The following is a 13,726-nucleotide window of genomic DNA, read 5'->3' on the forward strand; positions in this document are numbered from 1 at the left end:
ACCTGAGCGTCCGACGCTCTAACACCTCATTAGACGGTAAGTTTCCTCTGGCTCTCATCATTGCGGCCGCTTCCGAACACGATCCCATCCGTGTCCGAGGACTGGAGCACGTGATGCTCAGGTCTCCAGTTGGAACCGGCCCAACCGCCAAGGAACCGAACATCAGCGCGCGCCTTTGTAACTCGGCAAGTACATGCCGAGCCGATAAGTCACGTCATTGATCGCAGAACACATCAGAGAATGCAGCGAACCATCAACCAGGATTTCACAATCATTTCCGGGAACAGACCAGGATGCCAGGAGTGAGCTTCGGCTGCGAGCCTTGCGCCGGACCGGCGGCGCGAGCATCCCGTTCTGGGCGACCGGCGGTCGCCAGCACAAGGGCGGCGCATGCGGCCCGCGCCAGATTCCGGCGAGAAAGGCGGTTGGTCATTGTCGTGTGCCAATAATTGCTGGTTTCGGGATGAGACTCCGCATGGACACCCGTTACTTACTATCGCGCTTCTCCTCACAAGCTCCGCAGCATATCATAGGTTTCAGTTTGGCCTTTCAACGACAGCCAGGGAAGTGGGTCGCGCCTGATGCGATAACGGAGAAAGCAGATGCAGACCGCTGACAGGATCGGTGCTTCGCCTCCCACCAGGCCGGGCAAAGCTCTTCCGCCCAATGCGCTTCTATTGAATTGCTTTGGCCGAGGTGGGTCAAACATTGTCTGGAATATCATCGGCAGCTCGCCGGATGTGTTGATGCCATACCGCGAATGGCATGAGGGAGTGTTCGGACGCTTCTACAAGCTGCGCAAGGCTGCGTGCCATATTGGCGGGGCCGTCAACTGGGCATCTGTTCCCGTCTTTTGGCGTCATATGCGCGCAGCGACTGCCGAGACCGTCCGCCCCGGGGAGCGCAATGAAAAGTCCCAAGCACGCTACGTCGTTTTGAAGGTGATGGATTACTACATTGCATTCGACGACGCGATTGCGCGCGGCTTTATGGAAGCGCGGAACCTTGTGCTTACGCGGCATCCATTACCGATGTGCGAAGGGCTGATACGCAGCGGTCTCAGCGAGGCGCGCGCGATCAAATGGTACAATGATGTGACTAGCCTGATGTTCAAAGCCTCGAGGAAGCGTGATGCGCTATCGCTTCGATTCGAGGACTTGATCCAATCACCGGATACCTTTGTTAAAAGCCTTTACGACGCGCTCGGCATAGCAGCAGCGGAGGACGGAAGGATCCGGTTTAAGGTCAAATCATTTGGGACGGAGCGGACGACGAACACAAACGCCGCGACTGGCGAAAAGCTGCGGATAAGATTGGATGAAGCACCCGATCACATCGCACGAGACGTCAACACCCGAGCGGTTGCCCGCCTCGATCATTCAGCACGACAGCGGATTTGGACAGGCACCCGCGCAACTGCGGAATTGTTCGATTATGGAGGTGACAATTTCTGAGTTTGCGCGGTTCGATGACGGGCAAAGATACGTCGAACAGATTGCGCAGGTCCAAAGGTTCGCCTATATTATCGAGCGCTTCGGGTACAGGTTCTGAGGATTAGGAATGACCAACCAGGGCGTGCCCAAGATATTCGGCGTGGGACTTGGTAAGACCGGCACAAAGACCCTTGGGACGGTTCTCAGAGGGCTCGGATTCAACCACGCGCCCTTTCGCCGCGACCTCGTGAGAGCCTGGCACAAGAAGGAGTACGACAAGATATTCGAGTTCATCGACCAGTACGACAGCTTCGAGGACTGGCCGTACGCGTCAATGTGCTCGATGTTGATCGAGCGATTTCCATACGCGCGCTTTATCCTGACAAGACGGTCATCGCCGGAACGCTGGCTATCCAGCCTGAAAAAGCACGCACTGACAGGCGTTCCGTTCAAAAACATCCGGAAGCTCGTCTTGGGCCAGACCTATCCCTTTGGGCAGGATGCGCGGCTAATCCAAATTTATACGGAGCACAATGCCCGCGTTCGAAAGATGCTTGTAGGAAAGCCGTTCCTGGAGCTTTGTTGGGAAGAAGGTGACGGTGTTGAGAAACTGGCCGAATTTCTCGGGATGGACGTCCCCGCGGGCACGGTTCTGCCGAAGGTCAATGCCTCGGCGGACCGCGATCGCACATACGTGCTCGCCAACCGCCTGCTCGCCACCGCATTCGCTCCCGCCGGATGGGCCGATATCTGGCAATTGAAGTTATAAGATGCGACCGCTTTATTCGCTCAGCTTGGCGTCCATTTGATCCATGCCGTTTTCTTTGATGCTGCGCTCTTGAGCACTTCTACGCCGTATCTCCCGAAAAAAAGCGAAGCCCTCATATAGAGCGCAACAAGGGATAACGCGCCTATGACGGAAAGCCCGACGGCCAGCACCTGATAATCCGGCCATCCTTCGAGCAGAGCTTTGACCGCCGAGCCTGCCCCGAAGACAAATGCGGCAAAAGCAGCCGGTGGACCATGGACAAGCAAGAAGTCCCAGAGTGTCACCCCCGTCATCCGGCAACTGACGACAGCACAAAGCACGAAACTTGCCGCCATGGCCGCCGATACAGCGACCGCCACCGCGTTCACGCCGTAAGGTGCCGAAAACAATGCGAACAAACCGATAAGCGCCATGTTGATAATTTGCATGGTCGCCATCTGGTAGCTGCGGCCTGTGGCAAGCATCACAGCGCTGCAAACCTTATAGCCGAGGCGAAAATAGATCGCCGCAGAAAAAGCCATGATGGGCACAACGGCGTCCACCCATTTCTGGCCGAGAACCGTCAGGACAAGCTCATTGGCGAACGTGCTCAGGAACGCGCTGAATGGCAAAGCTAGGGCTGCCGTCAAGGCATAGCCCTTGAGCTGAGCGGTGCGAAGCCTCACCTTGTCGTCCTGAACCTTCGACAGAAGCGGGAAAACCACACTCTTGTTCAGATTGCCGAACAGAGTTGCCGGCATCGCGATCAGATAATACGCTCGCGAGTAAATGCCCAGCTCTGCGGTACCGATCAAGCGCGCGACAATAATATTGTCGATATATTTGGCGGTGAAGGTCGATATACCAGCCAGCGAATAGCCCAGGCTCTGTCTGCGGATATCGCGGTAGGACTGCATGTCGAAACTGGGCCTCACGAGATAGTCCCTGGCAATGAAGAAATAGATGCTGGCCAGGATCAATGCCTCGGCCATATACGTGACCACCAAGGCCCAATAGCTGAATCCTAAATAGGCAAGCGGAATGGCTAGGCCGACATGGGAAGCAATCCAAGCGATCAGACTCGCTATGGAGGATATTTTGAATTTCAGGTGCCGCGACAAAATGGCCTCGGCAACAAGATTGAATGCATTCGCAACCATCATGACCGCAAGGACGCGCGAAACGAGGACCAATTCCGGGATATGAAGAAAATCGGCGATCTGCGGTGCAAAAATCCATTGAAGCAAGCCGAGAATGGTGGCGATTAGCATGGACAAGGAAAAGACGGTTCTGATATGCCGCTCTTCAATGTCCCGTCGCTGGATCACCACTTGCGACATGCCAAGATTGGCGATCGAATTTCCTAGGGCACCGACGATCATGGCAGCGCCGACAACACCATATTCTTGGGGGGAAAGCAGGCGAGCGAGGACAGCCGTGACCAGGACATTCAATAAGATTCGGGCCAGCAATGTGGCACCAGACCACGAGAGGCCCCTGGCTGCCCTTCGTGTCAGGTTCTTATGTCCAGTTACCTCGTCCAAGTTGACCTGCTCCGGACTGTCCAATTGGACTGCCACGCTTCAGTGCATGCAAGCGTGCTCCAACCTTATGAGCTATTTTCTCGCCCACGCCTCGCGGGTGGATTCCTCAGGCGCCCAATCACCGTTTTCGTCATCGCTTCATCAACCTAAGTCATTATGGCAGCGGCCGCATCCAGGGCACACTTTTCCCTAGCCACGAACCTCAGCTTTTCGCGGGAGTCGACCGTCATGGCTGATTACTTGGCCTCTTTGCTGCGTTGTAGGCGCTCAAGCATCTCGTTCAGCGCCTCTCTCCGGCATCAATAGTCGTCATTGCTTAGGCGGGCTTCGGGGTTGCTCCTTAATAAGCTATCGCCTCACGATCTGGGTGGCAGTATCCACAAGAGTGGCATACAGCCTCATTTGCCGTGTTGCGACGCTTTCCATGCTGAATCGCGCAGTGACTGTTTGTACTGCGCGACGCGCCATCTCATCGCGCTTTGCCTCCGATAGGCCGAGCGCGCGAAGAAGGAGTCCGCAATACTCCGCATGCGAGCGAGCCAAAAAACCGCTGCGCTCATGCTCCACAATGTCGGACGCACCGCTGACATCGGTGATGATCGGGACCACGCCGCAGCTCATGGCCTCGAGCAGGGCGTTCGACATGCCTTCCGACACCGAGGTGGAAAGATAGAAATCAGCCTCCCGCAGAAAGGGAAAGACATCTTCGACCGCGCCGGCGAATATGACCCTGCCGGAAAGGCCCAACCGGACCGCGTGTTCCTCGAGAGTGGCGCGGCACTGGCCATCGCCCAGGATAGTGAGTTGCGCCTTTGCGTGGGCGGGAAGTGCCGCGAATGCGTCGAGCACGTGCTCGACGCATTTTTCCGGATCGAGACGGCCAAGGCAGATAAAGCGTCGGCTGCCATCGGCGCTCGGCTCGCGGTGCGGCATGCGGGGCAGATCGATCCCATTCGGAATCACATGAATGCGATCCGCGTCGATGCCATGTCTCTTCAGATCACCAGCGATCTGGCGGCTATTGGCGATAAAGGCCGTGACGTGACGTTTGATCAGGGCGGACGCCCAGCGACCGATGATTTTCTTCTCGCGCACAACGTCGAGATCGAAACACGGTCCGCCCCGGCCCAATTTTGCGAGAACCGTTTTGCGCAGGAGGGCTCCTGCCAATGCCGCCGGAACGGCGTGAAGTCGGGCATGGATGATATGTACAACATCGAATTCGTCGCGATGGCGCAGCATCCAGATCACTACCTGGACACACCACGACAGGAACGACAGCATATGCCGCCCGCCTAAATTCGGCGCCGCGCGCAAACGAAGGCGCTGGATGGGCACCCCGTCGATGGCGGACCGTTTCGGCGTCGAGTGCGACAATCTGGGTGCCAGAATGGTTGCGGAAACGCCCCTTTCAACCAGCATCCGAGCAAATCGGCGCGTCTGTTGTTCGGCACCGCCATATGACTCAGGAAAATAGGTTGGGAGCACGAGCAGAATACGTATGCTCGGAAGAGCTTCGGCTTGGGGGGGCTTCATCGGATGAGCAGAGACAATTTCTGTTACAATCATATCAATCCGCCGGATAGCGTTCCTGGAGCCACTGGCGGCCACCCCCCGTCCCATGTGCAAGAGAAGATGACTTTTTTGGCATCTCACCACCTTGTCAAACGCATAGGTCACACCCCTTCATCGCGGAAGCGCCACATTTCCGACAGGAGGCCTTGTCGGCACTCCCTTGCTTGCCCGATGCTGGTCAAGAGCCTCGCGATAGATGGCATCGATCCGCTTGCCCATTAGCTTGGCGTCCCAGTTCGAAAGATCCGTCGCCGCGGCGCCTTGGGCGAGGCAAGCCAGTCTTTCACGATCCTCCAGGAGGGCGGCAATGGCGTCGGCCATGGCTGCTAAATCGTGTTCGGGTGTAATCACAGCGTTGATACCAGGGCGGAGCACTTCGCGAAGACCTGGCAGATCGCAAGCGACGCAAGGCTTGCCACCGGCGAGATATTGCATGACCACGCGGGGCAATCCCTCCCGCATGGAACAGAGCAGGCAGAGATCCGCCAGTGCGATCAGCCGCTCGGGATCGTCCCGATAACCGGTAAAGACCACTTGGCGCTCGAGCCCAAGCCACTTGGCCCGCGATTCGACGATCGAGCGAAGCGGCCCGTCGCCCGCGAGCACAAGCACCGCGTCGGGTAAGCGGACTGCGACTTTCTTGAAAACGTCCAGAAATTCCGTGTGTCGCTTGCGTGGCTCGAAAGCCGCGATCATCAAGAGCACAGGCGGGCGCGGCGCGCCCGGTGTCAAGCGCAGCAAATCGCGCCAATCGTCGGGCGGACGGGCGTTGCGAAAACGATCAAGGTCGAATCCGGAATGGACGACATAGTGTTTGTCTGGATGTCCCACTCCTGCGCTCAAGCATAAGTCGCGGATGCCCTCGCTCACACTGATGAACGCACTGGTGACTGGTGCTGCCAGTTTTTCCAAGGCGAGATAGGCAAACCGCTCGGCGACGCCGACATTGACAAAAGGCACGATATGTACGCCATGAACGATCGCTGGAACTCCTGCCTTCCATGCCGCGAAACGCCCGAGAATGCCTGCCTTGCTGGTGTGCGTATGTACGATGTCGGCATGCAAGGCGCGGAATCTCCTGGTAAGCGCCAACAATGCCTTCACGTCGGAGACAGGCGAAATGGACCGGGTCAAGCCCGGGACGCCAATGAGTTCCACCCGCGGGTCCACTTTAGCTAAAATTTCCGGGTGGACCATCTCGCCATGCAGCAGGACAACATCATGTCCTCTTTGCGCGGCCCAATTGCAGGAATGGACGGTATTCTCATCAGCACCGCCATTGATGAGACGGGTAATGACATGAGCGATACGCAGTCGATGCCGCATGGAGACGAACCCCGAATCCTGTTGCACCCCTTCTCCTTCTTGGGTCATGGCACATGCCGTTCCATAAGGAGGGGTTATCCCAACGGCTTCCAGTCGGTCAGACTTAGCTTGTTGGATTTAAACGGCTCAGAGACATCTCGCTGTGACCTTGGGCACAGCGAGATGATTATTTTGTGGTATGACTTCAATGCAGCCAGTACGCCTACTAGCGTCTTGCCCGATTTCGAGTTCCGAGGCCTCGTAGACGCGTGAAGTACAGAGGGCAGAGATGCCTAGTAACGGGACCACCGCTGAAGCCGTTCTGTGGAGGACATCTTCGAGGAACGTGATCGGAGTTGTCTTTCTGATCACGGCAATCTCGATATTCGTGATCTCTACCCGTCACGGCATCGGAATACTGCCGGACTCGACCCGTTACATGCGTCTGGATGAGACCCCATTTGATGCGCCGCTATACGCTTGGTTGCTCGACATTGTCAGAGCTGCAGACGGATCTGTCGTGACTTGGGCCCGCGTGCTGGGCCTGGTCTTCGTCTGTGTCAATATCCTCCTAATCTGGCTGATGCTCTCTTCAACGACGACCTCGGCCGCTGCTTTGGGGACAGCGCTGATCGTCACGTCGCCACAATTTATATTCCTGCATGCCGTTGCGATGAGCGAGCCGTTGTTCATTGGTTTGGTGCTAACCACGGTTCTCCTGTTTTGTCGGTACTTCGAAAGCCGCAAAGGCTACTTCCTGGTTTTTACCGGTGTCACACTGGGACTTGCGATGTTGGCGCGCTTCACCGCAGCGCCGCTGGCGCTGGCGATCGCGGCTTGCTTGCTTCTCGATAGGCCGAGGCTGCTTGCGCGACGCTTTCTCGATATCGCCCTAATCGCGATCACCAGCGGCGTAATCTTTCTGACCTGGGCTATCGGAAGCCGATTGGCAGGCGGGAACGGGCTTGGCCGAGAGCTCCGGCTGAACGGCAATCCTGACGCCGAGTCGTGGCTTTCGGGTCTGAATACGTTGACCAATCTTCTCGTCCCGATGGCACTCCCGTTCCCGATTCGGCTTCTTCTGCTCATCGCCGCAGTCGCGGTATCCGGCACAGTTATGTGGATCTGTAGCCGTCGCATTCTCAAGGAATCCGCAGCAGGCCGTGTCCTGACACTTGACCGACTACCCCTGGTCCTTGGGCTTTTCGCCATCTTCTACTGCCTGTTCATGATTATTGCCGTCCATGTCGAAGCAAACCTGCCGTTGTTCGGACCCCGCAGTCGCTATGCGGTTCCTCTCTACATTGCAGTTGTCATGGCTACGACGGTCGCCTTGGGTGGCCCGTATCGAGTCCGATTGCCACGTCTTGTCCTGTGGGCGTTTTCGGTCCTTATCGCGGTCGTCCTTGCGGCTCATCTGGTCCGCAGCACAGACCGGGTTTGGCGCGCCTACGCCACCGGCATCGGATATGATGCCACCGCTTGGCATTCCTCCCCGCTCGTTCAGTTCGTCAAAGATCTTCCGGCCGACGCAATTGTATACTCCAACGGCGCCGACGCACTCGGGTATCTGACCGGTCGGTTTGTTCGATTAGTTCCGCGTCAATTCGATCGCCGGACGCAGCGAGAAGACCCGAACAATACATTGGAGGAGCAGATCTTATCGCTTCGGCGATCAATAATAAGCGGCAATGGTTACGTCGTGTTCTTCGATGCCATCACTTCGCGATTTTACAATCTGCCTGAAAATGATCTCGTCAAAGTAGTGCCTTTGAGCCTCTACAAGCAGCTCCCGGATGGGCGTGTCTACGTCTTAGATCAGACGCGGATCGAATCCGCAGAAAGGTGATGACACCACAGCTCTTTTTCCAATTGCCCGGCAAGAACTTTTCACAGAGGACATTGTGTGATGCAGTCAGAACTGTCGAACGCCACTTGGGGAAGCTATCTTACGCTTGCGCGTGTGGACCATTCTACGAAGCACGTCTTCATCATACCTGGCATAGTTCTGGCTCTGGTCCTGAGAGAACCTACAGATCAGCTCCTCTTGAGAATTCTGCTTGGCGGGTTCAGCGTCGTCATGATCGCGTCGAGCAATTACGTCATCAACGAATGGCTCGATCGCGAATTCGATGCGCATCACCCAACAAAATCGAAGCGCGCATCCGTACGACACGACCTTGATCCCAGACTAATCTACATCGAATACGCGGTGCTTGCCGGGCTGGGGCTCATCTGCGCGGTGGCTCTCGGACCACTCTTCTTTGCGACCACGCTGCTGTTCCTGCTTTCGGGATTACTCTACAACGTGAAGCCATTTCGCCTTAAGGATCGCACCTATGTCGACGTGATCAGCGAATCCGTCAACAATCCAATACGCCTGGTCCTCGGCTGGGCGATGATCGACCCGACCTCGCTGCCCCCGTCTAGTCTAATGTTCTGCTATTGGATGGGCGGGGCATTTCTGATGGGAGCAAAGCGCCTATCCGAATATCGGGACATTGCAGCTGGTCCCGGCCTCGGCGTTCTGCACCTCTATCGTCGCGCGTTCCGCGGCTATTCCGAAGAGCGATTGCTGATCTCATGCTTTACATATGCAAATCTGGCATCGTTTTTCCTCGCGGTCTTTCTTATCAAGTATAAGGCGGAGTATATACTTACATTTCCGTTCTTTGCCCTGCTGTTCTCTCTCTATCTATGGCTCTCCTTCCGAAAGAATAGCGTTGCGCAACGGCCAGAGAGACTCTTTCGTTCGCGGTGGTTGATGTTCACGATTGTTGCCATCATTGCGGTCTTCGGCATAACAAGTCGTGTCGACGTCCCTTGGCTTCAGAAACTTTCCATTCCGCATTACATAGATTTCTTGAATTCTGGATGGTAGGGCATGGGAGGGCTTGATCGAACGTTCGATTGGGCTGCAGTTGATCTTGTCATCTTCGACGTCGACGGGACCTTGTATGACCAGAGGCGGTTAAGACAACGGATGCTAATCGAACTTGGAGCGCACTGTTGTCGAACATTGAGCTTCAGGACTGCGCTGACGCTGCGAGCGTTCCGTCGCTGTCGCGAGGATTTGAGCCGTGCACAGCAGATGGAGGATATAACGGATATCCAATATCGGCTTACTGCGGCGGAGTGTTCACTGCCACCGGATGATGTACGAACTCTGGTCAAGGAGTGGATCGAAGAACGTCCCCTCCGGTTTCTTAGGTGCTATCGCTTCAACGGTGTCGCGGAACTGTTCGATGCCTGTGCGGGTCGAGGAAAGACGATCGCGGTCTGGTCGGACTATCCTGCGTCTGCAAAACTTGTTGCCCTCGACTTGGTCGCCGATATCATCGCCAGCTCCGGGGACGACGGCGTGCGCCGGCTGAAACCCGATCCTGCCGGCCTATACTATGTTCTTGCCTGCGCAGGTGTTCCGCCTCAACGCGCCGTGCTGATCGGCGATCGCGCCGAACATGACGGGGAAGCTGCACGCCGGGCCGGAGTCCAGGTCCTTCTACGACGAGCGGTGCCGCACAAGGATTTCCCAACGTTCAGGACGTACCACGATTCCGTTTTTGAGCCTCTTCTTTCGTCGTCAGCGGTGGCCCGCGAAGACAGCAGAGGTTCTCAATGATCGAAAGGAATTCGCGGCTCGGTGTCGCTGACCAAGGGCTTCGTTATTTCGTCTCCGGTGGATTGGCTGCAATCGTCGACATCGGGGCTTTTTCTGCACTCTATCCAAAGCACGTTGGGCCGTTGTATGTCGCCGCTACGCTGAGTTTCCTGCTGGCGGCCGCATTTAACTACTGCGCTTCCTCTTTTTTTGTATTCGGGGTAAAAACACTTTCACTGAGATCTGCTATTTATTTTCTGGTCGCCGCAACGCTTGGATTGGCTCTTAACGTGACGGTCACAGTTATCGTTGTGGCGGAGACCAAAGTCGAACCGGTGTTGGCCAAAGCCGTCGGAATAGGAACGGCGTTTCTCCTCAATTTCATCCTTAATCGCTATTTCGTCTTTGGTGTTGTGCCACGCTCTTGAGAGGCAGCTATGTCTTTGAGCATACCCTAAATCGACATCGCAGAGACATGTCGCTGTTACCCCGGGCACAGCGGAGTGATTATTTTGTGGTATGCTCAAGGCAACGCTTTAAGGGACCGGGCGGCTTTACCCTATCAGGGGGACAGGAGCATGGCTGAGGCGCTTGACCAGCAGTTTGCGGATTTTTCGCGTGCCGCAAAGTTTGCTTATTGTCGATATGCGCTGGCGGCGAGCGTGCATTCGATCGAGACATGCTTGGCCTTGATGTGAAGACCTTGTCTCTTCCCTGGTCGGCGGATCCTACGGAGACTGAGTCGAGAAGCATCCTGGCTTGGTTCGCCATAACCGGCCAACTGGCCCTCTTCATCGCGCTGGTCTATCTCCTTAGGCTCGAGACTACTGCGCTTGTCCGCGTCCTGCTCGTTGCCCTCGCCGGCTGGTGCGTGCACTACTTCCTGCCACAGCGTTACCGGCTGCCGTTTTTCGTGCTGCTCTCGTTCGCGGCTATCGCCGCAGTCTTCGTGAACCTTGGGCCCAACTGGCACCACTGGAGATTTGAGGGCGTCATCGATGCCGCCTGGATCGTCGCCATTGGGCTCGTACTGATCGGAATTGTCCACCTACCGATCGCTTTTGGATGGAGAGTGCTGGCGCTGGTTGGCGCCGGCTGCGGGCTCGCCGCCGCACGAATGGACTGGATTGCGACCCCGTGGACGCGCGCCGTCTGGCCCGTGCTCGCTTCCATGTTCATGTTCCGTCTCATTGTCTATGCGTATGAAATGCGGCGTGACCAGAAAATGGCGACGGTTTCGGAACGTCTCGCGTATTTTTTCATGTTGCCGAACGTGTGCTTCCCGCTCTTTCCGGTCGTAGATTTTAGAACTTTCCGCAGCAGCTACTACAATGCTGACCGGCACTACATCTATCAAACGGGCATTCAGTGGATGTTTCGCGGCGCTGTCCAATTGATATGCTACCGCATCGTATATCAGCGATTTGTTATCGATGCTGCGGACGTACAGAATCAGATCGATCTTTTGCAATTTATCATATGGCCATTTTTACTTTATCTGAAGGTTTCAGGAACTTTTCACATAATCACGGGGATTTTGCATTTATTTGGATTCAACCTTCCAGAAACCCACAATCTGTACTTTCTTTCCTCAAGTTTCACAGATTTCTGGCGTCGAATAAATATATACTGGAAGGACTTCATAATGAAAATTGTATACTATCCGTTGTATTTTCGTTTTCGACGCTGGGGAGAGAGCGTAGCGCTGGTCAGCGCGACCCTCCTCGCGTTCCTCGCGACCTGGCTGCTGCACAATTATCAGTGGTTCTGGTTACGTGGCACCTGGGTATTCACCTGGAACGACTTCCTCTTCTGGATGATCCTGGCCGTGCTTGTGACGATCAACGCCCATTATGAAATGCGGCACGGTCGCACGCGGCGCCTGCGTGGCGGGGCACTAAGCTGGAACGGTGCGCTGCAAACTGCGGGCCGGACCATTGGCGTATTCGTCGTCATCTGCCTCCTTTGGTCGTTTTGGAGCGCGAGCTCTATCCCACAATGGTTCTCGGTCTTCGACACTGTGGGCGTGGAAGGACCTGGCAAAACGACGCCCGCCCTCGTACTGGTCGCGGTGGCAGCTATCATTGGCATTCCTGCCCTTGCGCTCGCGCGCGGCGGCGGCGACCGCCAGTACAGTTTCCGACGGTCGGTTGCGTCGGTCGGTGTCTGCGGGTTGATCGCGGTTTGCATCTCGCTCCCCGTGGTTCACGATCGCCTCGGGGAGACGGTCAGTACCGCAATGGCCGACATTAGAGTGCCGACCCTCAATAGCCGCGACAACGCGAACCTGGAGCGCGGCTACTACGAGAACCTCGTCAATGTCGGCGCATTTAACCCAGAACTCTGGATTGTCTATGGCCAGCAACGACACGACGGTTGGGACAATTTGGACAAGACGCCGCTGAGCGAGTTCACGGGTGCGCTTCCCACGACCTATCTGCGACCACTTTCCCAAGCAGACTTTAAGGGAAAGCGGGTCCATATCAACCGCTGGGGCATGCGAGATCAGGACTACGAGAAGATTCCTTCTCCCGGCACCCTACGAATTGCAGTCGTCGGCTCTTCCCACCTCTTCGGCGAGGGCGTCGCGGATGAAGAGACTTTCGAGGGCTTGTTGGAGCGGCGGCTGAATGCGCAGGCGGCCGACAGCGGATATCGACACTACGAGGTGCTGAACTTTGCTGTTGGGGGTTATGTTCCTCTGGACATTCTGGCCATCCTCGAGGATCGGGTGCTCGCATTCAAACCAAAGTACATCTTTTACGTCGAGCACAGCGCGCTTATTCCACGAATGCTAAAGCGTCTCGCGACGGCAATCCAGAATGGCTCCGCATATCGCTACGACTTCGTGCGCGACATTGTACGCGAGAGCGGGATCGATCCCAGCGCCGACCGCGAGGTGCTTCAAAGAAAGCTCACGCCCTACGGAGAGAGACTTCAGCGTGCAATCTATTCTCGAATCGTGGAAGCTGCGAAGCGAGAAGGTGTCGGGGTCTTTTGGATCTATCTACCCAGACCAGACGAGAGGACCAGTGCCGAGCTGGAGAAGCGCCTCGCTGCCGAGGCTGGCTTCAATGTTCTCGATCTTTCCGGTGTCTATGACGGGTATGACTGGCGGACGCTTCTTGTAGCACCTTGGGACGATCACCCAAACGCCGCCGGCCATCGGCTCGTCGCCGACAAGCTTTACGAAGTGCTGCAGCAACACCAGGATTTATTTCCCCTGAACCTTGCGGTTGCTCCACAAAGGGAGGAACAATGAACGCGATCCAGATCAGGACGATGGCCAAGGATTTCATATTGAAGGAATTTCTGCCCGGTGAAAGGCCGGAGAATCTGACGGATTCAACGGAGCTGATAACTGACGGCATTCTCGACTCGCTGGCGACGCTTAAGCTCGTTGCCTACCTGGAAAAATCCTGCGGTATCGAAATCGCCCCTGACGAACTCGTGCCGGAGAACCTGAACTCCATCGCCCAAATTGCCAATTTCGTCCAGTCGAAGCAGGCGTCCACATAGA

11 protein-coding genes are annotated in these 13,726 nt (G+C 56.2%); 8 read left to right on the forward strand and 3 right to left on the reverse strand.

Annotation, left to right across the window (positions count from 1 at the left end):
* Positions 1–602: 602 nt before the first annotated feature.
* Both NMG70_RS03650 and NMG70_RS03655 read left to right on the forward strand, forming a co-directional pair.
* A complete protein-coding gene (locus tag NMG70_RS03650; protein ID WP_254023267.1) occupies positions 603–1,454 on the forward strand; it encodes a sulfotransferase in 852 nt (283 codons plus the stop codon).
* Between the two features lie 106 nt (positions 1,455–1,560).
* Positions 1,561–2,202 (forward strand): sulfotransferase, encoded by a 642-nt coding sequence (locus tag NMG70_RS03655; protein WP_254023268.1) that lies wholly within the window; start codon positions 1,561–1,563, stop codon positions 2,200–2,202.
* A gap of 20 nt (positions 2,203–2,222) precedes the next feature.
* Here the strand turns inward: NMG70_RS03655 and NMG70_RS03660 are convergent, their stop codons facing one another.
* The 3 genes from NMG70_RS03660 to NMG70_RS03670 all read right to left on the reverse strand — a co-directional run bounded on the left by NMG70_RS03660 (position 2,223) and on the right by NMG70_RS03670 (position 6,653).
* A complete protein-coding gene (locus tag NMG70_RS03660) occupies positions 2,223–3,725 on the reverse strand; it encodes a lipopolysaccharide biosynthesis protein (RefSeq protein WP_254023269.1) in 1,503 nt (500 codons plus the stop codon).
* A gap of 348 nt (positions 3,726–4,073) precedes the next feature.
* Positions 4,074–5,294 carry a glycosyltransferase gene (locus NMG70_RS03665; protein WP_254023270.1) on the reverse strand — a complete coding sequence of 407 codons (1,221 nt, stop codon included), beginning with the start codon at positions 5,292–5,294 and terminating at the stop codon, positions 4,074–4,076.
* A gap of 117 nt (positions 5,295–5,411) precedes the next feature.
* Positions 5,412–6,653, reverse strand: coding sequence for a glycosyltransferase (locus NMG70_RS03670; RefSeq protein WP_436798347.1), 1,242 nt, complete (start codon positions 6,651–6,653; stop codon positions 5,412–5,414).
* Positions 6,654–6,951: 298 nt separating this feature from the next.
* Here NMG70_RS03670 and NMG70_RS03675 point away from each other — a divergent pair, with 298 nt between their 5' ends.
* From NMG70_RS03675 to NMG70_RS03700, 6 genes are all read left to right on the forward strand, one after another.
* A complete protein-coding gene (locus tag NMG70_RS03675) occupies positions 6,952–8,454 on the forward strand; it encodes a glycosyltransferase family 39 protein (protein ID WP_254023272.1) in 1,503 nt (500 codons plus the stop codon).
* Between the two features lie 60 nt (positions 8,455–8,514).
* Positions 8,515–9,486 carry a UbiA family prenyltransferase gene (locus tag NMG70_RS03680; RefSeq protein ID WP_254023273.1) on the forward strand — a complete coding sequence of 324 codons (972 nt, stop codon included), beginning with the start codon at positions 8,515–8,517 and terminating at the stop codon, positions 9,484–9,486.
* Between the two features lie 3 nt (positions 9,487–9,489).
* Positions 9,490–10,227, forward strand: coding sequence for an HAD family hydrolase (locus NMG70_RS03685; protein WP_254023274.1), 738 nt, complete (start codon positions 9,490–9,492; stop codon positions 10,225–10,227).
* Complete coding sequence (locus NMG70_RS03690; protein WP_254023275.1) at positions 10,224–10,634, forward strand: GtrA family protein; 411 nt, start codon at positions 10,224–10,226, stop codon at positions 10,632–10,634. The genes NMG70_RS03685 and NMG70_RS03690 overlap by 4 nt, the downstream gene beginning before the upstream one ends.
* A 251-nt stretch (positions 10,635–10,885) precedes the next feature.
* Positions 10,886–13,468, forward strand: a complete 2,583-nt coding sequence (locus NMG70_RS03695; RefSeq protein ID WP_254023276.1) for an SGNH/GDSL hydrolase family protein — start codon at positions 10,886–10,888, stop codon at positions 13,466–13,468.
* Complete coding sequence (locus NMG70_RS03700) at positions 13,465–13,725, forward strand: acyl carrier protein (protein ID WP_029356091.1); 261 nt, start codon at positions 13,465–13,467, stop codon at positions 13,723–13,725. The genes NMG70_RS03695 and NMG70_RS03700 overlap by 4 nt, the downstream gene beginning before the upstream one ends.
* The last annotated feature ends 1 nt before the right edge of the window (position 13,726 follow it).

The organism is Mesorhizobium ventifaucium, assembly GCF_935822925.1.
In the GTDB taxonomy this organism is placed as follows: Bacteria; Pseudomonadota; Alphaproteobacteria; order Rhizobiales; family Rhizobiaceae; genus Mesorhizobium; species Mesorhizobium ventifaucium.